Origin of the sequence: Phenylobacterium sp., assembly GCF_035944335.1 — a bacterium.
In the GTDB taxonomy this organism is placed as follows: Bacteria; Pseudomonadota; Alphaproteobacteria; order Caulobacterales; family Caulobacteraceae; genus Phenylobacterium.
On the sequence record NZ_DASZBG010000113.1, the window covers coordinates 1 to 21,289 of the forward strand.

Here is a 21,289-nt window from a genome sequence, read left to right on the forward strand (position 1 = left end):
ATAGGCCATCGCCTTGGCCCCGCCGACCTTGGCCAGCGTCATGGTGATCGCCGCCGTCAGCGTCGTCTTGCCATGGTCAACGTGACCAATCGTGCCGATGTTGCAGTGCGGCTTGTTGCGTTCGAACTTTTCCTTGGCCATTTCAAGCTCCAGCCCTGTCCGGGCCTGTCCTCTAAACTAGGGTTGGAAGTTAGGCGTACTTCTTGATCACTTCTTCGGCGACGACCTGCGGCACCGGATCGTAGTGGTCGTATTGCATGGTGAATGAGGCGCGTCCCTGGGAGAACGAGCGCAGGGTGTTGATGTAGCCGAACATGTTCGCCAGCGGAACGAAGGCGGTGACTACCTGGGCGTTGCCGCGGGTCTCGGTGCCCTGGATCTGGCCGCGCCGGGAGTTCAGGTCGCCGATCACGTCGCCCATGTACTCGTCGGGCGTCAGCACCTCGACCTTCATGATCGGCTCGAGCAGCTTCGGCGCGCCCTTCTCGCGAAGTTCGCGGAACGCCGCGCGGCTGGCGATTTCGAAGGCCAGAACCGAGCTATCCACGTCGTGGTAGCTGCCGTCGTACAGGGTGGCCTTGAAGTCGATCACCGGGAACCCGGCCAGCAGGCCGTTGTCCTTGGCTGACTCGATGCCCTTCTGGACGCCGGGGATATATTCCTTCGGCACGGAGCCGCCGACGATGGTGTTCTCGAACACGAAGCCCGTGCCCTGCTCGCCCGGCTCGAACTTGATCTTCACGCGAGCGAACTGACCGGTGCCGCCGGTCTGCTTCTTGTGGGTGTAGTCGATGTCGGTGACCTTCCCCAGGCTCTCGCGATAGGCCACCTGCGGCGCGCCGATGTTGGCTTCCACCTTGTAGGTGCGCTTCAGGATGTCGACCTTGATGTCCAGGTGCAGCTCGCCCATGCCCTTCAGGCGGGTCTGGCCGGACTCCTGGTCGGTGTGCACCGTGAACGAGGGGTCCTCGGCGACCATCTTGGCCAGCGCCACGCCCAGCTTCTCCTGATCGGCCTTCGACTTCGGTTCGATGGCGATCTCGATGACCGGATCGGGGAAGTTCATCTTCTCCAGGATCACCGGCGACTTGGTGGGATCGCACAGGGTGTCCCCGGTGCGGGTGTCCTTCAGGCCGGCAAGCGCGACGATGTCGCCGGCGAAGGCTTCCTTGATGTCCTCGCGGTTGTTCGAGTGCATCAGCAGCATGCGGCCGACCCGCTCGCGCTTGTCGCGCGTCGAGTTCAGGAGGCCCATGCCGGTCTCGAGCTTGCCCGAGTAGATGCGGCAGAAGGTGAGCGAGCCCACGAAGGGGTCGTCCATGATCTTGAACGCCAGCACCGATAGCGGCTCTTCGTCGGAGGCCTTGCGCTCGATGGGCTCTTCGGTGCGGTAGTCGATGCCCTGGGTCGGCGGGATGTCCACCGGCGAGGGCAGGTAGTCGACCACGGCGTCCAGCAGCGGCTGCACGCCCTTGTTCTTGAAGGCCGAGCCCGCCAGGATCGGATAGAAGGCGCCGGTCAGCACCGCCTTGCGGATGCACTTCTTGATGACCTCTTCGCCCGGCTCCTCGCCGGAGAGGTAGGATTCCATCGCGTCGTCATCGAGTTCGACGGAATTCTCGATCATGTAGTGGCGAGCTTCGTCGCACTTGGCCTTCATGTCGGCCGGGATCTCTTCGTCGTGATAGTTGGCGCCGAGACCTTCTGAATCCCAGACCACCGCCTTCATGCGGACCAGGTCGACGATGCCCTTCAAGGTCGCTTCCGAGCCGATCGGCAGCTGGATCGGCACGGCCTTGACGCCCAGCCGCTCGCGGATGGTGCGCACGCACATCTCGAAGTCGGCGCCGATCTTGTCCATCTTGTTGACGAACACGATGCGCGGAACGTTGTAGCGGTCGGCCTGGCGCCAGACCGTCTCGGTCTGCGGCTCCACGCCCTGGTTGCCGTCGAGCACCGCCACCGCGCCGTCGAGGACGCGCAGGGAGCGTTCGACTTCGATGGTGAAGTCCACGTGCCCGGGGGTGTCGATGATGTTCAGCCGGTGGCCGTTCCAGAACGCGGTCGTCGCGGCCGACGTGATGGTGATGCCGCGCTCCTGCTCCTGCTCCATCCAGTCCATCGTCGCAGCCCCATCGTGGACTTCGCCGATCTTGTGGCTCTTGCCGGTGTAATAGAGAATCCGCTCCGTCGTCGTGGTCTTGCCCGCGTCGATGTGGGCCATGATTCCGAAGTTGCGGTAGTCTTCGATCTTGTGGAGGCGGGGCATAGCGGACGCTCTGCGAAAAGGGCTGTTCGTGGGGTGCTGAACGAACGGCGCGGGCGGTTTAGCTCAAACCGCCCGTACCGGGAAGCAGCGTATGTGTGGGGTTACCAGCGGTAGTGCGAGAAGGCCCGGTTGGCCTCTGCCATCTTGTGCGTGTCTTCACGCTTCTTGACGGCCGCGCCGCGGTTCGACGAGGCGTCCAGCAGTTCGCCGGCGAGCTTTTCGGTCATGGTGTTCTCGCCGCGGCTGCGCGCGGCGCTGACGATCCAGCGGATCGCAAGCGCCCGGCGGCGTTCGGGGCGGACTTCCATCGGCACCTGGTAAGTGGCGCCGCCGACCCGGCGGGACTTCACCTCGATGGCCGGCGAGACATTGTCGAGCGCGGCGTGGAAGGTCTCCAGCGGGCCCAGGTCCTTGCGGCGGGATTCCAGGATGTCGAAGGCGCCGTAGAGGATGTTCTCGGCGACGGCCTTTTTGCCCTCGTACATCACATAGTTCATGAACTTGGTGACGACGACGTCCCCGAACTTCGGATCCGGGAGGACTTCTCGTTTTTCTGCGCGGCGGCGGCGGGACATATCTGAATTCCTTACTTCGGACGCTTGGCGCCATAGAGCGAGCGGCGCTGCCTGCGGTCCTTGACCCCTTGCGTGTCCAGCACGCCGCGCAGGATGTGATAGCGGACGCCCGGAAGGTCCTTCACCCGGCCGCCGCGGATCAGCACCACGGAGTGCTCCTGCAGATTGTGGCCTTCGCCGGGGATGTAGCACACCGCTTCAATGCCCGTGGTCAGGCGCACCTTGGCGACCTTCCGCAGAGCCGAATTCGGCTTCTTCGGCGTCGTCGTGTAGACGCGCGTGCAGACGCCGCGGCGCTGCGGACAGCCCTTCAGGGCGGGCACCTTGTTCCGCGACGGCTTGGGCGAACGCGGCTTGCGGATGAGCTGGTTGACTGTGGGCATCTAATCTCTTCTGCGTGGAGGCGTGTGCCGTTAGGCCGAGGCGCCTCAGTGGGGTCCTAGAGGGTCGTTGGTTTCGAGACCGCCCGCCGAACGCAAAAACTCGCCGGGACGCGAGGTTGAGCGTTCCGACGGGGAGACGTTCATCGGGACTGGGAAGAATCCCGGCCTCGAGAGAGCGCGCTACATAGTCGTGAAGCGGCCCGTCGTCAACGCCCCGTCGGCGGCTAAGGCCTTGATCGCCAAGGTCCGGTTTCGGCCACGAAATCGCCGCGCAAGCACGTCCTCTTGAGGCCCAGGTTTGCGGGGGACACCCGAAGGATGCCCGCGGCGAAGCGCGGCCGAAGGATCGCAGCGGTCGCCGCTTCCGGGGCCGTCCACCTCCTCGTCTTGACGGCGCTGGCGCTGCACGCCCCCACCCTCATCATCCCCGACGAGGCCGGCGGTCCGCCGGAACCGATCATCCCGGTCCTCCTGATGCCCCGCCTGCCGCCGAGCGCCGCCACCGCGGGGGTGCGGCCCGGCCCCATCCGGCTGCACCGCCGGCAGCTGCGCGTCATTCCGCCGGACCTGCCGGTGGCGCCCCTGCCGGCGCCCGAACGGCCGCCGCCGCCCGCCGCCGCGCCCGGACCGGCAGCGCCGCTGCGCCCTTCACCCCTGCCCGAGGGACCGCGCCAGGAAATCCAGAACACCCTGCGGCGCAGCGCCATCGGCTGCGCCAACCCGCAGGCCGCGGGCCTGACCCGGTCCGAGCGCGAGGCGTGCGAGGAGCGGCTGGGACGCGGCGTGCGCGAGGCCCCCTACCTGCCGGGCGACGCGGCGATGTCGGCCGACGCGCGCTCCGCGCTCGGCAAGGCGGCCGCCGCGAAGGAGGCCGACCGCAGGTACATCGAGGGCCGGGCCCCTCCAGGGCGCAGCGAGCGCCTGGGCGGGTCCGGTGAACCCGGCAAGCCGCGCGGCTTGCCGAACTAGCCCCGCGCCGAAGACGAAACGGCCCGGGATCTCTCCCGGGCCGCTCGTCTGTACGCAGACTCTATAGAGGCTACTGCTCGACCTTCTCGGCCTCGGCCGCGTCGGCGATGGTCTCCGGCAGAGGCTCCATCGGCGCCATGGCCGGCTCTCGGCTGGCCGCCAGCACTTCGTCGCGCTGGGCGGCGATGCGCTGCAGGTTGCGCAGGTACGAGCCCGTGCCGGCCGGGATCAGGCGGCCCACGATCACGTTCTCCTTCAGCCCTTCCAGGGTGTCGATCTTGCCCTGGACGGCGGCCTCGGTGAGCACGCGGGTGGTCTCCTGGAACGAGGCCGCGGAGATGAAGCTGCGGGTCTGCAAGCTCGCCTTGGTGATGCCGAGCAGCACCGGCTGGGTCACAGCCGGACGTCCGCCGCGCGCTTCGGCCTTGGCGTTCTCCTCGTCCACCTCGAGCTTGTCGAGGTGGTCGCCCTTGAGCAGGCCGGTGTCGCCCGGCTCCATGATCTCGACCTTCTGCAGCATCTGACGCACGATCGTCTCGATGTGCTTGTCGTTGATCGGCACGCCCTGCAGTCGGTAGACCTCCTGGATTTCGTTGACCAGGAAGTTGGCCAGCTCCTCGATGCCGAGGATGCGCAGGATGTCGTGCGGGTCGGGATTGCCGTCGATCAGGTACTCGCCCTTGCGGATCACGTCGCCGTCGTGGACGGCGATGTGCTTGCCCTTGGGGATCAGGAACTCGACCGCATCGCCACCGTCTTCCGGGGTGATCTTGATGCGGCGCTTGTTCTTGTAGTCCCGGCCGAACTCGACCCGGCCGTCCATCTCGGCGATCACCGCGCAGTCCTTCGGACGGCGGGCTTCGAAGAGCTCGGCCACCCGCGGCAGACCGCCGGTGATGTCCCGGGTCTTGGCGCTTTCGGTCGGGATCCGCGCCAGGACTTCGCCGGGCTTCACCTCGTCGCCGTCGCCCAGCGACAGGATGGCGCCGGACGGCAGGAGGTAACGGGCCTCGCCGCCGTTGGAGATGCGCTTGTAGGCGCCGTCGGCGTCGAGCACCGCCATGGCCGGACGCAGGTCCGAGCCCTTGGTGGAGGCGCGCCAGTCGATGACCACGCGGTTGGAGATGCCGGTGGCTTCGTCGGCTTCCTCGCGGACCGAGACGTTCTCCACCAGGTCCTCGAACCGGACCCGGCCGCCCACCTCGGTGATGATCGGAGTGGTGTAGGGGTCCCATTCGGCCAGGCGCTGGCCGCGCTTGACCTTGTCGCCGTCCTTGACCCGAAGGCGGGCGCCGTAGGGCACCTTGTAGGCCTCGCGGTCCTTGCCATCGACCTGCACGGTGAGCTGCAGGTTGCGGCTCATCGAGATCAGCACGCCTTCCGGCGAAACCACGGTGTTGCCGCCGGTGATCTTGGCGAGGCCTTCGTTGGCGGACTCGTAGAACGACTGCTCGGCCACCTGGGCCGTGCCGCCGATGTGGAAGGTCCGCATCGTCAGCTGGGTGCCCGGCTCGCCGATCGACTGGGCGGCGATGACGCCCACGGCCTCGCCGATGTTCACCGGGGTGCCGCGCGCCAGGTCGCGGCCATAGCAGGCCGCGCAGACGCCGTTCTTGGTCTCGCAGGTCAGGACGGAGCGGACCTTCACCGACTGGACGCCGCCGGTTTCGACGAGTTCGATCATGTTCTCGTCGAGATAGGTGTCGGCCGGCACGATCACTTCGTTGCTGCCCGGATCCTTGACGTCCTCGGCCGCGAAACGGCCCAGGATGCGTTGGCCGAGCGAGACCAGCACATCGCCGCCTTCGACCACGGCGCGCAGCGTGATGCCGCGGGTGGTGCCGCAGTCTTCCTCGTTGATGATGCAGTCCTGCGCCACGTCGACCAGGCGGCGCGTCAGATAGCCGGAGTTGGCGGTCTTCAGCGCGGTGTCGGCCAGGCCCTTACGGGCGCCGTGGGTGGAGTTGAAGTACTCCTGGACGGTCAGGCCTTCCTTGAAGTTCGAGATGATCGGCGTCTCGATGATCTCGCCGGACGGCTTGGCCATCAGGCCACGCATGCCGCCGAGCTGCTTCATCTGGGCCTGGGAGCCCCGGGCGCCGGAGTTGGACATCATGAAGATCGAGTTGATCTCGCCTTCGCGTCCGGTCTCGTCCTTCTCGGCGGTGGAGACCTCGGCCATCATCTCGTCGGCCACGCGGTCAGTGGCCTTGGCCCAGGCGTCGACCACCTTGTTGTACTTCTCGCCCTTGGTGATCAGGCCGTCGGCGTACTGCTGCTCGTATTCTTCCACGAGCTTGCGGGTCTCTTCGACGATCGGCGCCTTGCGGGCCGGGATGACGATGTCGTCCTTGCCGAACGAGATGCCGGCCTTGGCCGCCTCGCGGAAGCCCAGGCCCATGATCTGGTCGGCGAAGATGACCGTCGCCTTCTGACCGCAGTGCCGATAGACGGTGTCGATCAGGTTGGCGATTTCCTTCTTGGTCAGGTTCTTCTCGAGGAGCCGGTGACCGACCGCCGGGTGGTGCGGGAACAGAGCGGCGATCTTCATCCGGCCCGGCGAGGTCTCGATGACCTTGCGGACCAGATTGCCGTCGGCGTCCATTTCCGAGTGGCGGGCGCGGACCTTCGAGTGCAGCGACACGATGCCGGCGTCGAGCGCGGCCTCGATCTCGCCGAGGTCGGCGAACGCCTTGCCTTCGCCCGGCTCGCCGTCCTTGACCAGCGACAGGTAGTACAGGCCCAAGACGATGTCCTGAGAGGGCACGATGATCGGCCGGCCGTTGGCGGGCGACAGGATGTTGTTCGTGCTCATCATCAGCACGCGCGCTTCCAGCTGGGCTTCCAGCGAGAGGGGCACGTGGACGGCCATCTGGTCGCCGTCGAAGTCGGCGTTGAAGGCCGCGCAGACCAGCGGGTGAAGCTGGATCGCCTTGCCTTCGATCAGCTTGGGCTCGAAGGCCTGGATGCCCAGGCGGTGCAGGGTCGGAGCGCGGTTCAGGAGCACCGGGTGCTCGCGGATCACCTCGTCGAGGATGTCCCAGACGGCCGGCTGCTCACGCTCGACCATGCGCTTGGACTGCTTGACGGTGCCCGACAGGCCCTTGGCGTCCAACCGCGCGTAGATGAACGGCTTGAACAGCTCGAGCGCCATCTTCTTCGGCAGGCCGCACTCGTGCAGCTTGAGTTCCGGTCCGACCACGATGACGGAGCGGCCGGAATAGTCGACGCGCTTGCCGAGCAGGTTCTGGCGGAAGCGGCCTTGCTTGCCCTTCAGCATGTCGGCCAGCGACTTCAGCGGCCGCTTGTTGGCGCCGGTGATGACCCGGCCGCGGCGGCCGTTGTCGAACAGGGCGTCGACCGCCTCCTGCAGCATCCGCTTCTCGTTGCGGATGATGATGTCCGGCGCGCGCAGCTCGATCAACCGCTTCAGGCGGTTGTTGCGGTTGATGACCCGGCGATAGAGGTCGTTCAGGTCCGAGGTCGCGAAGCGGCCGCCGTCCAGCGGCACCAGCGGGCGCAACTCCGGCGGGATCACCGGGATGACCGTCAGGATCATCCACTCGGGCTTGTTGTTGCTCTCGAGGAAGCTCTCGATGAGCTTCAGGCGCTTGGACGCCTTCTTGAGCTTCATTTCCGAGGTGGTGGTCTTCAGGTCCTCGCGCAGCTGTTCGGCGGTCTGCTCGAGGTCGATGCCCTTGAGCATGCCGTGGACGGCCTCGGCGCCGATCTCGGCGGTGAAGCTGTCGTCGCCGAACTCCTCCTGGAAGCGCATGTACTCGTCTTCCGACAGCAGCTGGTAGTGCTTCAGCGGCGTCAGGCCGGGCTCGGTGACGATGTAGTTCTCGAAGTAGAGGACGCGCTCGATATCCTTCAGCGGCATGTCGAGCATCAGCGCGATGCGCGAGGGCAGCGACTTCAGGAACCAGATGTGGGCCACCGGGCTGGCCAGCTCGATGTGGCCCATCCGCTCGCGCCGGACGCGGGCCAGGGTGACCTCCACGCCGCACTTCTCGCAGATGATGCCCTTGTATTTCATGCGCTTGTACTTGCCGCACAGGCACTCGTAGTCCTTGGTCGGACCGAAGATGCGGGCGCAGAACAGGCCGTCACGCTCGGGCTTGAACGTGCGGTAGTTGATGGTCTCCGGCTTCTTGATCTCGCCGAAGGACCACGAGCGGATCTTCTCCGGCGAGGCGAGCGCGATCCGGATCCGGTCGAAGGTCGGCGCGGTCTGCACCGGGTTGAAGATGTTCAGGACTTCCTGGTTCATCGAAATTCCAGTTCGTCAGTAATTCAGAACGTGATGGGGAGAAGCTGACGGGCCCCTCCCCTCACGAAGACGATGGCGGGAGACCCGCGGCTAGCTGTTTTCCAGCTCCACGTTGAGGCCCAGGGAGCGCATCTCCTTGACCAGCACGTTGAAGCTTTCCGGGATGCCGGCTTCGAAGGTGTCGTCGCCGCGGACGATGGACTCGTAGACCTTGGTCCGGCCCGCCACGTCGTCCGACTTCACCGTCAGCATCTCCTGCAGGGTGTAGGCGGCGCCGTAGGCTTCCAGAGCCCAGACCTCCATCTCCCCGAACCGCTGACCGCCGAACTGCGCCTTACCGCCCAGCGGCTGCTGGGTGACCAGGCTGTAGGGGCCGATCGAACGGGCGTGGATCTTGTCGTCCACCAGGTGGTGCAGCTTCAGCATGTAGATGAAGCCGACCGTGACTGGACGCTTGAACCGCTCTCCGGACTGGCCGTCGTAGAGGTACGACTGGCCCGACCGCTCGAGGCCGGCCTTGGCCAGCAGGTTCTCGATGTCCTCGATATGGGCGCCGTCGAACACCGGCGTGGCGAAGGGGATGCCCTTCGACAGGTTCCGGGCGAGCTCGATCAGCTCCTCGTCGTTGTCCTCCGGCAGCTCCTCGTCGGGGCCGTAGGTCTCGCGCAGATAGGCGATGAGGGCCTTCTTCTGCCCGCCGTTCTGCCAGGCTTCCAGCAGGGCGGCGACCTGGCGGCCGAGGCCGGCGGCGGCCCAGCCGAGGTGGGTCTCGAAGATCTGGCCGACGTTCATCCGGCTGGGCACGCCCAGCGGGTTGAGCACGATGTCGACGCTGGTGCCGTCCTCGGAATAGGGCATGTCCTCGATCGGCAGGATCTTGGAGATCACCCCCTTGTTGCCGTGACGGCCGGCCATCTTGTCGCCCGGTTGCAGCTTGCGCTTCACCGCCACGAACACCTTGACCATCTTCATCACGCCGGGCGGCAGCTCGTCGCCGCGCTGCAGCTTGTCGACCTTGTCCTCGAAGCGGCGGTCGAGACGCTTGCGGGCGTCGTCGAACTGTTTCCGAAGGGCCTCCAGCTCGTCCATGGCCTTGGTGTCGTCGAGCGCGATCTGCCACCACAGGCCGGGCTGGATCTCCTCCAGCTTGTCGGCGTCGATCTTGCCGCGGCCCAGGCCCTTCGGACCCGAGACGGCGTTCTTGCCGACCAGCAGCTGACGCAGACGGCCCTGCATGTTGCGGTTCAGGATGGCGAACTCGTCGTCGCGGTCCTTGCCCAGCCGGTCGATCTCGGCGCGTTCGATGGCGAGGGCGCGCTCGTCCTTGTCGACGCCGTGACGGTTGAAGACCCGGACCTCGACGATGGTGCCGGCCACGCCCGGCGGCAGCCGCAGCGAGGTGTCGCGGACGTCGGAGGCCTTCTCGCCGAAGATGGCGCGCAGCAGCTTCTCTTCCGGGGTCATCGGGCTCTCGCCCTTCGGCGTCACCTTGCCGACCAGGATGTCGCCCGGCTGGACCTCGGCGCCGATCGCCACGATGCCGGCCTCGTCGAGGTTGCGGAGCGCTTCCTCGCCGACGTTGGGGATATCGCGGGTGATCTCTTCCGGACCCAGCTTGGTGTCGCGGGCCATGACCTCGAACTCCTCGATGTGGATCGAGGTGAACACGTCATCGCGCACGATCCGCTCGGAGATCAGGATCGAGTCTTCGAAGTTGTAGCCATTCCACGGCATGAAGGCGACGAGGGCGTTGCGGCCCAGCGCCAGTTCGCCCAGCTCCGTCGAGGGGCCGTCGGCGATCACGTCGCCGGCCGCCACCCGGTCGCCCACCCGCACCAGCGGACGCTGGTTGATGCAGGTCGAGGTGTTGGAGCGCTGGAACTTCTGCAGGCGGTAGATGTCGACGCCCGGCTTGGTGGGGTCGGTCTCTTCCGTGGCGCGGACCACGATGCGGGTGCCGTCGATCTGCTCGACGACGCCGGGGCGGCGGGCCACCACGACGGCGCCGGAATCGATCGCCACCACGCTCTCCATGCCGGTGCCGACCAGCGGCGCATCCGTCTGGATGAGCGGCACGGCCTGCTTCTGCATGTTCGAGCCCATCAGCGCGCGGTTCGCGTCGTCGTTCTCGAGGAACGGGATCAGCGAGGCGGCGACGGAGACGACCTGCTTGGGGCTGACGTCCATCAGGTCGACCTGATCGCGCAGGATCAGGGTCGGTTCGCCGTTGATCCGGCCGGGCACCAGGTCGTCGACGATCGAGCCCTTGTCCAGCTTGATGTTGGCCTGGGCGATGGAGTGCTTGGCCTCCTCCATGGCCGACATGTAGACCACCTCGTCGGTGGTCCTGCCGTCCTTGATCCGCCGGTAGGGGCTCTCGATGAAGCCGTACTTGTTGACCACCGCGTGGGTGGCGAGCGAGTTGATCAGGCCGATGTTCGGGCCTTCCGGCGTCTCGATGGGGCAGATCCGGCCGTAGTGGGTCGGGTGCACGTCGCGGACTTCGAAGCCCGCCCGCTCGCGGGTCAGACCGCCCGGGCCGAGCGCCGAGAGGCGACGCTTGTGGGTGATCTCCGACAGCGGATTGGTCTGGTCCATGAACTGCGAGAGCTGCGAGGAGCCGAAGAACTCGCGCACGGCCGCGGCCGCCGGCTTCGCATTGATCAGGTCGTGCGGCATGACGGTGTCGATATCGACCGAGCTCATGCGCTCCTTGATCGCGCGTTCCATGCGCAGCAGGCCGACGCGGTACTGGTTCTCCAGAAGCTCGCCCACCGAACGGACCCGGCGGTTGCCGAGGTTGTCGATGTCGTCGATCTCGCCGCGGCCGTCGCGCAGGCCCAGCAGCGTCGAGAGCACCGCGATCACGTCTTCCTTGCGGATGACGCGCACGTCGTCGGGGCAATCCAGCTCCAGGCGCATGTTCATCTTCACCCGGCCGACCGAGGAGAGGTCGTAGCGCTCGGAATCGAAGAACAGCGACTTGAACATGGCCTCGGCGGCTTCCACCGTCGGCGGCTCGCCCGGACGCATTACGCGGTAGATGTCGAACAGCGCGTCCTCGCGGGCGGAGTTCTTGTCCACCCGCAGGGTGTTGCGCATGTAGGCGCCCAGCGTCACCTCGTCGACGTCGAGCACGTCGAGGGTCGAGAAGCCCTGCTCTTCCAGGGCCGCCAGCAGCTCGGGGTCCAGCTCGTCGCCGGCTTCGGCGTAGATTTCGCCGGTCTCCATGTTGACCAGGTCGCGGGCCAGGTACTTGCCGGCCAGGGCTTCCGGCGGCAGCAGCAGGGTCTTGAGGCCCGAGTCGGCGAACTTCTTGGCGTTGCGCGCCGAGATCTTCTGGCCGGCCGGAGCGATCTCCTCGCCGGTGTCGGCGTCGATCAGGGCGAAGTCGGGCTTGGCGCCGCGCCAGCGCTCGGGCTTGTAGGAGGTGGTCCAGCCGCCAGGCTTGCCCTTCTTCTCGACCCGCTTCGCATAGGAAACGGTGTCGTAGAAGGTGGAGAGGATCTCCTCCCCGTCCATGCCCAGAGCCATCAGGAAGGTCGTGGCCGGCAGCTTGCGGCGGCGGTCGATGCGGACGTAGACGATGTCCTTGGCGTCGAACTCGAAGTCGAGCCAGGAGCCGCGGTAGGGAATCACGCGGGCCGCGAACAGCAGCTTGCCCGAGGCGTGGGTCTTGCCCTTGTCGTGGTCGAAGAACACGCCCGGCGAACGGTGCATCTGGGAGACGATGACCCGCTGGGTGCCGTTGACGATGAAGGTGCCCTTCTCGGTCATGAGCGGGATGTCGCCCATGTAGACGTCCTGCTCCTTGATGTCCTTCACGGAGCGGGCGCCGGTCTCTTCGTCGGTCTCGAACACGATCAGGCGAAGCTTGACCTTCAGCGGCGCCGCATAGGTCATGTCGCGCTGGACGCATTCCTCGACGTCGTACTTCGGCTCCTCGAATTCATAAGAGACGTACTCGAGGACGGCGCGCTCGTTGAAGTCCTTGATCGGGAAGACCGATTTGAAGACCGCCTCCAGGCCCTCGTCGCCCCGGTCGATCGCTCGGGTTTCGCGCTGCAGGAACTGCTCGTAGGAAGAGCGCTGAACCTCGATCAGGTTCGGCATAGCCACGGCTTCGGGGATGCGGCCGAACGACTTGCGGATCCGCTTCTTGCCGGTGAAGGATTGCGCCATCTGTGTCCCTTGGGACGCCGCAGGAGGAGACTCCCGGCGTCATCTAGATCCGAAGCGTCCACCCTCGGAACCCCGCAGCTGCGGAGCCGGACGCTGGATGAGCCCCCTGGTGACGTCGGGGGCGCTCCCTCGCATGGTCGGAGGGCGGCTGACCATGCCTCGGAGCAACACGCGCGAAAGCGGTGCGTGAATCGGAGAGATTTCGCGAAGGAGCGGAAATAGGACTTTTCGCGGCCGGATGGAAGCCCCCGGCCGAAAGAATCTTGGCGCCCAACGGAACGAGGCGACGCGGGGTGGAGCACCTCACGTCGCCTCTTGCTAGCTTCCGATAGTCTTACGCTGGTCGCGCAGCCCCCAAACCAACCGGCCATAGCGGAAGTTCCCAACATATTCATCTGTCGTTCATCTGCGTCGGGCGCCCGACATCCAGCCCGGGCCGGGCCACGAAAAAAGGGCCGGGATCGCTCCCGGCCCTTCGGATCGTCGAAGCCTGGTCGGGCTACTTGATGGTGACCGACGCGCCGGCTTCCTCGAGCTTCTTCTTGACCTCTTCGGCTTCCTGCTTGGAAACGTTTTCCTTCACGTTCTGCGGAGCGCCTTCGACGAGGTCCTTGGCTTCCTTCAGGCCGAGGTCCGGACGAACCGCGCGAACTTCCTTGATCACGTTGATCTTCTTGTCGCCACCGGCGGTCAGGATCACGGTGAACTCGGTCTGCTCTTCGGCGGCTTCGGCCGGAGCCGCGCCACCGCCGGCGCCGGGCGCTGCGGCCACGGCGACGGGCGCCGCGGCGGAGACGCCCCACTTCTCTTCGAGCAGCTTGGAGAGCTCAGAGGCTTCCAGGACGGTCAGGGTGGAGAGGTCGTCCACCAGCTTTTCAAGATTAGCCATTTGGATAGGTCCTTAAACGATGTGGTTGTCGGGGAAGATGACGATCTAGGCGGCGTCCTTGGCGGCATAGGCCGCAATGACGCGCGCCAGCTGACCCGCCGGCGCCTGCAGCACGCCCGCCACTTTCGTGGCCGGAGCCTGCACGAGGCCGATGATCTTGGCGCGGAGCTGGTCGAGGGACGGCAGCTTCGCAAGCGCGCTGATCGCCTTCTCGTCCAGAACCTGTTGACCCATCAGGCCGCCGATCACCGAGAATTTCTCGTGATCCTTGGCATACTGGGTCGCGACCTTGGCGGCGGAGACGGCGTCCGGCGCGAAGGCGATGGCGACGGGGCCCTTGAAGAGGGCGTCGCCGTCCTCGCCAAGCGAACCATCGAGCGCCTTCTTCACCAGGGTGTTCTTCACCACCTTCAGCTGGGCGCCTTCTTGACGAAGCTTGCCCCGCAGATCGGTCATTTCCGCAACGGTCAGACCCAGGTAGTGGGTCACGACCACGGCGCCGGCGCCGTCGAACACGCCCTTGAGCGTCTCGATGGCTTCCTGCTTTTCAGCGCGGTCCATTGCGGTCTCCATACTCAGGTTCGACGCCCGGAAGAGCCCGGACGCCGCAGGCCCTCCCCGGCAAGCCGGGGACGACCGAACAAACCTGTCCTTGAGAAGCCGCAGTCGCCGCGCCCATCCGCGCCATGGCGGAGTGCGTGCGGAAACCTCATCTTCCCGTCTCCCAGCGGCCGAGGAAGGGCTCTTCCCCGCGTTATGGCTCCAGGTGACCCCTGGATCCCCGCAGTTCTCGGACAGGAACAGGGACCCTAAGGCCCCTGCTCCGCCCCGCCTTGCGACGGAGCGAAACTCTAGAAGGCGCGGCACATACAGGAAGGCGGCTGGAAAATCAAACGCCTCGCCTCGGTCGGCGAGACCGAAGAACAGCAGCTTGGGGCCGCGAGGCTAGTCGCTGCGCCGCCGCCGCGTGCTGCGCACCATCGCGCGGATGCAGAAGCGGTCGAGCGCCCAGGTCAGGTAGCCGAGCGCCAGGCCCGCCACGAGGCCCACCGGAATGATCCACCAGCCGAGCAGTTCTGGCGAAACGGGATGATCCAGCGTGCCCATGGTGAAGTTGCCGGGCCCGGAGCTCCACATGCCGACATGAGCCGGGTCGAAGGGTTTCCATACCGCCACGAACAGGAAGCCGCCCGCCATGCCGTAGCCCACCAACGAGACCATGAAGAGCAGGAAGCCCGCCACGCTCAGGCCCGCCAGCCGGACAACGGCGGCCAGCACGCCGAAGAACCCCCGGTCCTTCTCCATCACCGCGGCCACCCGCTCGGTGACGTTGGCGCGGGCCACCTCGCGCGGCGAGCCCAGGGCGGCCAGCGCCGTCTCGACGGTGTTCGGCGTCAGATGCCCCTCGACGCGGTCCAGCACGTGGGCGCGCAGCTCCAGCAACACCTCGCGGATCTCGGCCTCCGAAAGGCCCTTCAGATTGCGGCGCACCTGGGCGAGGTAGGTGTCGAGGTGCGCCATGGCGGCGTCGCGGGTCATCGGGGATCTCCCTTGAGCGGCGCCAGCAGGCGCTCCAGGCCGGCGGCGAAGCTGGTCCAGCTCGCGGCCATGTCGCGGACGCGGGCGCGGCCCACGTCGGTGAGGCTGTAGTATTTCCGCGGGTGGCCGGCGGCGGCCTCCACCCACTCCGAGGCCACGAGGCCCTCGGTCTTCAGGCGGTTGAGCAGCGGGTAGATGGCGCCTTCCGACACCGCCAGCCCCGCATCGGCTTCAAGCCGACGCAGGATCTCAAGCCCGTATCGCCGGCCATCCCAGAGGACGGCGAGCACCGCCAACCCCAGCCCTCCCTTGCGCAGCTGGGTCTCCCATTTGCCGAGCATGTCCTCGGCCTCGTCGGGTCGGATATCTTGCATGCACGATACTTTGCATAGCGAGGTATCGTGCACACGTGAATTCGCTGTAACGCGCCAATGCGCGACCTCAGCCGCCCCAGCGCGGCGGGCGCTTCTCCATCCAGGCCTTCACGCCCTCGCGATAGTCCGGCTCGCGGGCCATGGCGACCAGCAGGGCCTCGGCGGCGGCCACCGAGCTCGCCGCATCGCGGTGCAGGTCGCGGTAGATCTGCCGCTTGGTCTCCCGGGCCGAGCCGGGCGCGACGGTCTCGGCGAGCTTGCGGGCGTAGGCCGTCACCTCGCCCATCAGCGCTTCGGCCGGAACCACGCGGTTCAGGAAGCCCATGGCCATCGCCTCCTCCGCCGTGAACACCCGGCTCGAGAGCAGGATGTCGTTGGCGTGCGTGAGGCCCACGATGCGCGGCAGCACCCAGGAGAGCCCGAACTCCGCGGGGAAGTTGAACCGCCCATGGGCCGCGGTGAACTTCACGCCGGGCGCTGAGAACCGCAGGTCCGCGAAGGCCGCCAGCACCAGGCCCACGCCCGCCGCCGCGCCGTTGATGGCCGCGATCACCGGCTTTCCGATGCCGAAGTGGTAGGCGAAGCTGGCGTCGAAGTGGGGATCGACGCCGAAGCCCGGATTGGCGAGGTCCTCCGGCGTACCCGGGTCATAGCCGCCCTTCTCCGAATGCCCCTCCAGGGCCTGCAGGTCGGCGCCGGCGCAGAAGGCCTGCCCCTCAGGATCGCCGGTGACCACGATCACCCGCACCGCGGGGTCGGCGTCGGCTTCGCGCAGGATCCAGCGGTATTCGGTATGCATCCGACCGGTCCAGGCGTTGCGCCGCCTGGGCCGCGACAGGGTGACGACGGCGACGCCGTCAGCGATTTCATAGCGCGTGGTCTTGAGTTCCATGGGCCCTCCCCTCACGCCACCCTGAACCGCAGGATCGGCCCGTTCCACAGCGCGTCGTCACGATCCAGCGCCTCGACCTCGCCCGTCGCCAGGTCGGCGGCGACGCCTTGCCAGAAGGGATAGGCGGCGGTGTTCTTGCGCGCCACGGCCAGCTCCCATTGGCCCGGCCGCGGGCGGATCGCGGCGGAGGCCGCGGCGCGGCCGACGCCGGAGCGTCGATGTTTGCGGACCACGAAGAACTCGGCGATCGCAAAGTCGACGGGCAGGCCGGAATGGCTGAAATCATTGACCAGCACGAAGCCGCCCAGCTGGCCGTCCACACGGATCAGGAACGGCTCGCGCCGGGGCTCGCGCCAATAGCTGTCCAGCCAGACGTAGTCGGGAAATCGGCCGTCCGCCTGCAGCTCGCCGTCCTGGCGGCCCGCCCACTGCTCGGAGAAGTCGTGGGTGTAAAGCTGGAAGAGGTTGCCAAACGTCTCGCGCGTCTGCGGCCCCGCGGGCTCCAGCGTCACAACGGCCATCACGTCCCCCGAACGAAAAAGGAGCGGCGTCGCCGCCGCTCCTTGATACGTCAGTTTCGGTGGATCGTTCAGGCGCCGAGCGCGCCCGCGTCGATCCGGATGCCCGGTCCCATGGTCGAGGACAAGCTGATCTTCTTGATGTAGGTGCCCTTCGCGCCCGACGGCTTGGCCTTGTTGAGGGCGTCGATCATCGCCCGCACATTGGCCAGCAGCTGCGCCTCGGTGAAGGAGGCTTTGCCGACGCCGGCGTGGACGATACCCGCCTTCTCGACGCGGAACTCGATGGCGCCGCCCTTGGCGTCCTTGACGGCCTGGCCGACGTTGGGCGTCACCGTGCCGACCCGCGGGTTCGGCATCAGGCCGCGCGGGCCCAGCACCTTACCCAGACGACCCACCAGGGCCATCATGTCGGGGGTGGCGATCACCCGGTCGAAGTCCATGAAGCCGCCCTGGATGCGTTCCACCAGGTCCTCGGCGCCGACGATGTCGGCCCCGGCGGCCTTGGCTTCATCGGCCTTGGCGTCCTTGGCGATGACGGCGACGCGGACGTCGCGGCCGGTGCCGGAGGGCAGCGAGACCACGCCGCGGACCTGCTGGTCGGCGTGACGCGGGTCGACGCCCAGGTTGATGGCCATCTCGATGGTCTCGTCGAACTTGGCGTTGGCGTTGGCCTTCACCAGCTTGACGGCTTCCTCGATGGGATGGGCGACCGTGACGTCGCCGGTCCACTTCTGCGCGCGCTTGGGTTGCTTGGCCATCGGATCAGCGCTCCACGATCTCAAGGCCCATCGAACGGGCGGAGCCCTCGATGATGCGCGCGGCGGATTCAACGTCGTTGGCGTTGAGGTCCTTCATTTTCTTCTCGGCGATCTCGCGCAGCTGGGTGCGGGTGACCTTGCCGGCCACCGCGCGGCCCGGCTCCTTGGAGCCGGACTTCAGCTTCGCGGCTTCCTTCAGATAGTAGGAGGCGGGCGGAGTCTTGGTGACGAAGGTGAACGACTTGTCCTGGTAGACGGTGATCACCGTCGGCAAGGGCGTGCCGCGCTGTTCCTTCTCGGTGCGGGCGTTGAATTCCTTGCAGAAACCCATGATGTTGACGCCGCGCTGGCCCAGCGCCGGCCCGATGGGCGGCGAAGGCGTGGCGGCGCCCGCGGGCACCTGCAGCTTGATATAGCCCAAGATCTTCTTGGCCATCTTCTGCTCCTTTAGACCCCGGCGGGGTCGGTGAGCCGTGGTGCGAGGTTACGGTGGCCGCCCTCTCCCACGGATTTAGGTCGCGGCGATGCGCGAAGCCGGCGCTGATAGCAGCCCGGACCATCTGGAGCAACATCCCTCCTCTTCCGGGAGGGTGGACCGAGCGGAGCTCGGGCCGGGTGGGGGTCTGACGGCCAGGACTCCGACGTCAGAGCTTGATCGAGGCTCCCCTTCCGCAGCGCGGACATCCCTCCCCTAGAGAAGAGGGACGGCGACCTAGCCGATCTTTTCGACCTGGCTGTATTCGAGCTCGACCGGGGTGGCGCGTCCGAAGATGGACACCGTCACGCGCAGGCGGGCGCGTTCTTCATCGACCTGTTCCACCGCGCCGTTGAAGCTGGCGAAGGGACCGTCGGTCACCCGCACCTGCTCGCCGATCTCGAACTGGATGGTCGGCTTCGGCCGCTCCACGCCCTCTTCGATGGCGCCGATGATCCGGGCGACTTCCTTCTCGGAGACCGGCATCGGCTTGGAGCCGGAGCCCAGGAAGCCGGTCACCTTCGGAGTGTTCTTGATGAGGTGGTAGGCCTCGTCGGTGAGCTCCATCTTCACGAGCACATAGCCCGGGAAGTATTTGCGCTCGGAATTGACCTTCCGGCCGCGGCGGATCTCCACCACGTCCTCGGTGGGCACCAGGATCTCGGAGAAGCAGTCCTCGAGGCCGTGGCTGCGGGCCTGCTCCTTGATGGACTCGGCCACCTTCTTCTCGAAGTTCGAGTAGGCGTGGACGATGTACCACTTGTGGCGCGGGTTGGCGGGGGTGGTTTGGGCGGCTTCCGACATGTTCTCTATCCACCAGTCGCCAGCTTGAGGATGGCCGGAATGGCCCAGCCCCACAGCGCGTCCACGAGCGAGAAGAAGGCCGCGGCGAGCGCCACCATGATCGCCACCATCACCGAGGTGATCCAGGTTTCTCGGCGGCTCGTCCAGGTGATGCGGCGGGCTTCGGCGCGCACTTCGCGGAAGAACTGCGCGGGGCTCACCTTCTTCTTGGGGGCAGGCGTCGCCACCGCCGACGGCGAGGCCATGACCGCGGCCGTACGAGCGGCGCGGTTCCTCATCGCTTGCGGGGTCTGACCCGGTTTCCTGGCCATGGCGGCTTCTTCAAACTCTCAATTTTCAAGAGGCGGCGGACGTCCGCGCCCCATCAGGCACACGAATATATAGGATGGCAGGAGTGGAGGGACTCGAACCCCCGGCCCTCGGTTTTGGAGACCGATGCTCTACCAGCTGAGCTACACTCCTACGCCGCAAGCGCCCGTTAGGGAACTTGGCCCCCGAACAATGAACAGCGCGCCGGAAAGCGGTGAAGCCTTCCGGCGCGCTCGGCTCATCGCCGGAGCCGCGCGGTTTAGCAGCGCGCAAACCGGCTTACAAGGCGGATCACCAGCTCAGATCGGAGTCGCCGGGCGGGCTCTCGATATTGTCCGCGAACACCGTCAGGTCCTTGACGAACAGGGCCGTGCACCACTCCCACCGGTTCACCGGCCCGGGGCCGTAGAAGTCGATGCGGCGGAAGCCCGCGTCGTGCAGCAGGCGGTAGGCGCCGTTGTAGTGACGCCGGTCGGCGTTGTCGAAGACGATGATCCCCGACGGCTTCACATAGCGGGCGGCCAGCCATGCGGTGAGCGCGCGGGCCATGCCGTCCACCACCACCACATCGAAACTCTCCGGCTCGTGCTCGACGATCTCCGTGGCGTAGGCGACGAACTCGTCGCAGATCAATCCGTGTTCAATGTTGTGCTCGCGGTAGGGCGAGAGCGGCATCTCGGGCGGCGCGTCGAAGAACGGCTGGACCGCCGCCTTGCGCGCCGGCGAGCATTCCTCACCGATGTCGCGGACGATCACCTTCAGGTTCGGCGGGGCGATATTGGCGACATTCCTGGCCCAGGTGGCGTTGTGCTCCACGGCGAACACCTGGCCGGCCTTGCCGGCCCACCAGACCGACGAGCCGCCGCAGCCGAACTCGAACACCTTCCAGTCGGGGCGCACGATGCGCTCGAGCTGGCGGAAGGCGGGATAGGTGATCCAGGGGACCGGGCCGTCGAGATTGCGCGGCACGCCGTCCAGGCTCTCGAACCAGCCCCGCTTGCGCAGGTACTTCTGGGCGAACTGATAGATCAGACCGTTCAGCCGCGAATGATAATCGAGGTCGAGCGATGGCATGGTTGCTCGCTATCGCGATTCGCCCAAGCGCCCCGGCGGGGATCGCTCGGCCGAGCCGCCCGTTCTGCAGGCGGATTCTCACCTGGAAAGGCCCGCCGATGCCCACTCCCGACAGCCATCGCGACATCGACAAGGCGTGGAACCGCGACGACCAGCAGAAGCCCGGCTCCCCGCCGCGCAGCGCCTCCGAGCCGAAGGGCGCCGAGGCCTCGACCCGCAGCGACAAGACCGCCACCGATCCGGCGAGCGGCGAGCCCACCGGGCGCCCGCCCGCCCCCAATCGCGCCGACGCCGAGCCGAAGACCGGAAACTAGATCAGCTGGCCGGCTTGCCGCACTGCAGGCCGCTGTATTCCACCTGGGCGTTGGCGATCGTCGCGCCGCAGGCGCCCGCGCCGCCGGCCGTGCCGGTCACCGAGACCGCGACGCCCTTGGTCAGGTCGACCTTGGCGCTGGTCACGTCCCAGGTCTTGCCGTCGGCGGTGACGGTGACGCAGTCGGGCTTCGGGGTCTTGGGACAGCCGACCGCCATGACGCTCTCGGCTCGCGCCTTGGCCGTGTCCGCCGCGCTGGCGCTCGACACGCCCTGGCCGCACCCGGCGCAGGCCAGGCCAAACACCACGGCCGCCGCGCCTCCCAGAAAGATCCGCATACTCGCCTCCCAGCACTTGCCGGATGAGTCTCCGGCTTTATCCGACTGTGCGCCTCGGTCATTTCCCCGGCAACGCGAATTTTGACGGTGTGTCAAAATTGGTAAGCAGCTGGTTTCGTTGGACTCTGAACACGAAAAAGGCCGCCGGGATCGCCCCCGGCGGCCTGTCTGTTCTCATGGGCGGATGGGCGGCTACTCGAGGATCTTCGAGACCACGCCGGAGCCCACCGTGCGGCCGCCCTCGCGGATGGCGAAGCGCAGGCCCTGGTCCATGGCGATCGGGGTGATCAGCTCGACGTTGAGCTCGGCGTTGTCGCCGGGCATGATCATCTCCACGCCTTCCTTCAGCCGG

The 21,289-nt window shown here is 66.8% G+C and carries 20 protein-coding genes, 1 tRNA gene and 1 pseudogene; 2 read left to right on the forward strand and 20 right to left on the reverse strand.

The genetic code is table 11. The features are described from left to right. From VGT80_RS17445 to rpsL, 4 genes are all read right to left on the reverse strand, one after another. On the reverse strand, window positions 1-141 hold a 141-nt coding region (locus VGT80_RS17445; protein WP_327457077.1), incomplete at its 3' end, for a GTP-binding protein. A gap of 49 nt (window positions 142-190) precedes the next feature. Continuing rightward, the gene (gene fusA, locus VGT80_RS17450; protein ID WP_327457931.1) at window positions 191-2,269 is read right to left on the reverse strand and encodes an elongation factor G; all 2,079 of its coding nucleotides are present in this window, start codon (window positions 2,267-2,269) and stop codon (window positions 191-193) included. 101 nt (window positions 2,270-2,370) lie between these two features. Then, on the reverse strand, window positions 2,371-2,844 hold the full coding sequence (gene rpsG, locus VGT80_RS17455; protein WP_327457932.1) for a 30S ribosomal protein S7: 474 nt from the start codon (window positions 2,842-2,844) through the stop codon (window positions 2,371-2,373). Between the two features lie 11 nt (window positions 2,845-2,855). Then, complete coding sequence (gene rpsL / locus VGT80_RS17460) at window positions 2,856-3,227, reverse strand: 30S ribosomal protein S12 (RefSeq protein WP_325268815.1); 372 nt, start codon at window positions 3,225-3,227, stop codon at window positions 2,856-2,858. Between the two features lie 318 nt (window positions 3,228-3,545). On the opposite strand from rpsL, the gene VGT80_RS17465 reads away from it, so the two are divergent. Further along, on the forward strand, window positions 3,546-4,196 hold the full coding sequence (locus VGT80_RS17465; RefSeq protein ID WP_327457933.1) for a hypothetical protein: 651 nt from the start codon (window positions 3,546-3,548) through the stop codon (window positions 4,194-4,196). Between the two features lie 70 nt (window positions 4,197-4,266). Here the strand turns inward: VGT80_RS17465 and rpoC are convergent, their stop codons facing one another. The 14 genes from rpoC to VGT80_RS17535 all read right to left on the reverse strand — a co-directional run bounded on the left by rpoC (window position 4,267) and on the right by VGT80_RS17535 (window position 20,286). Continuing rightward, the gene (gene rpoC / locus VGT80_RS17470; RefSeq protein ID WP_327457934.1) at window positions 4,267-8,469 is read right to left on the reverse strand and encodes a DNA-directed RNA polymerase subunit beta'; all 4,203 of its coding nucleotides are present in this window, start codon (window positions 8,467-8,469) and stop codon (window positions 4,267-4,269) included. Between the two features lie 90 nt (window positions 8,470-8,559). Next, window positions 8,560-12,651 (reverse strand): DNA-directed RNA polymerase subunit beta, encoded by a 4,092-nt coding sequence (gene rpoB / locus VGT80_RS17475; RefSeq protein ID WP_327457935.1) that lies wholly within the window; start codon window positions 12,649-12,651, stop codon window positions 8,560-8,562. A gap of 499 nt (window positions 12,652-13,150) precedes the next feature. Next, entirely contained in the window at window positions 13,151-13,540 is a 390-nt protein-coding gene (gene rplL / locus VGT80_RS17480; RefSeq protein ID WP_327457936.1) for a 50S ribosomal protein L7/L12, read from the reverse strand. A 45-nt stretch (window positions 13,541-13,585) separates the two neighbouring features. After that, a complete protein-coding gene (gene rplJ / locus VGT80_RS17485) occupies window positions 13,586-14,101 on the reverse strand; it encodes a 50S ribosomal protein L10 (protein WP_327457937.1) in 516 nt (171 codons plus the stop codon). A gap of 384 nt (window positions 14,102-14,485) precedes the next feature. Then, window positions 14,486-15,079: a DUF1700 domain-containing protein gene (locus tag VGT80_RS17490; protein ID WP_327457938.1), complete on the reverse strand. Its 594-nt coding sequence runs from the start codon at window positions 15,077-15,079 to the stop codon at window positions 14,486-14,488. Then, window positions 15,076-15,453 (reverse strand): PadR family transcriptional regulator, encoded by a 378-nt coding sequence (locus VGT80_RS17495; RefSeq protein WP_327457939.1) that lies wholly within the window; start codon window positions 15,451-15,453, stop codon window positions 15,076-15,078. The genes VGT80_RS17490 and VGT80_RS17495 overlap by 4 nt, the downstream gene beginning before the upstream one ends. A 67-nt stretch (window positions 15,454-15,520) precedes the next feature. Then, window positions 15,521-16,345, reverse strand: coding sequence for an enoyl-CoA hydratase-related protein (locus VGT80_RS17500; RefSeq protein ID WP_327457940.1), 825 nt, complete (start codon window positions 16,343-16,345; stop codon window positions 15,521-15,523). An 11-nt stretch (window positions 16,346-16,356) separates the two neighbouring features. Then, window positions 16,357-16,866: a GNAT family N-acetyltransferase gene (locus VGT80_RS17505; RefSeq protein WP_327457941.1), complete on the reverse strand. Its 510-nt coding sequence runs from the start codon at window positions 16,864-16,866 to the stop codon at window positions 16,357-16,359. Between the two features lie 68 nt (window positions 16,867-16,934). Next, a complete protein-coding gene (gene rplA / locus VGT80_RS17510) occupies window positions 16,935-17,624 on the reverse strand; it encodes a 50S ribosomal protein L1 (protein WP_327457942.1) in 690 nt (229 codons plus the stop codon). Between the two features lie 4 nt (window positions 17,625-17,628). Further along, window positions 17,629-18,060 carry a 50S ribosomal protein L11 gene (rplK, locus tag VGT80_RS17515; RefSeq protein WP_327457943.1) on the reverse strand — a complete coding sequence of 144 codons (432 nt, stop codon included), beginning with the start codon at window positions 18,058-18,060 and terminating at the stop codon, window positions 17,629-17,631. A 276-nt stretch (window positions 18,061-18,336) separates the two neighbouring features. Further along, a complete protein-coding gene (gene nusG, locus VGT80_RS17520; RefSeq protein WP_327457944.1) occupies window positions 18,337-18,903 on the reverse strand; it encodes a transcription termination/antitermination protein NusG in 567 nt (188 codons plus the stop codon). Window positions 18,904-18,908: 5 nt separating this feature from the next. Continuing rightward, on the reverse strand, window positions 18,909-19,214 hold the full coding sequence (gene secE / locus VGT80_RS17525) for a preprotein translocase subunit SecE (RefSeq protein ID WP_327457945.1): 306 nt from the start codon (window positions 19,212-19,214) through the stop codon (window positions 18,909-18,911). Between the two features lie 75 nt (window positions 19,215-19,289). Then, window positions 19,290-19,365: transfer RNA gene (locus VGT80_RS17530), tRNA-Trp, on the reverse strand. 138 nt (window positions 19,366-19,503) lie between these two features. Beyond that, the gene (locus VGT80_RS17535; RefSeq protein WP_327457946.1) at window positions 19,504-20,286 is read right to left on the reverse strand and encodes a hypothetical protein; all 783 of its coding nucleotides are present in this window, start codon (window positions 20,284-20,286) and stop codon (window positions 19,504-19,506) included. Between the two features lie 98 nt (window positions 20,287-20,384). Here VGT80_RS17535 and VGT80_RS17540 point away from each other — a divergent pair, with 98 nt between their 5' ends. Next, a complete protein-coding gene (locus tag VGT80_RS17540) occupies window positions 20,385-20,600 on the forward strand; it encodes a hypothetical protein (protein WP_327457947.1) in 216 nt (71 codons plus the stop codon). 1 nt (window position 20,601) lies between these two features. Here the strand turns inward: VGT80_RS17540 and VGT80_RS17545 are convergent, their stop codons facing one another. Then, window positions 20,602-20,937 carry a hypothetical protein gene (locus VGT80_RS17545; RefSeq protein WP_327457948.1) on the reverse strand — a complete coding sequence of 112 codons (336 nt, stop codon included), beginning with the start codon at window positions 20,935-20,937 and terminating at the stop codon, window positions 20,602-20,604. A 192-nt stretch (window positions 20,938-21,129) separates the two neighbouring features. Further along, window positions 21,130-21,289, reverse strand: a pseudogene (gene tuf, locus VGT80_RS17550) (elongation factor Tu); the annotation flags it as partial.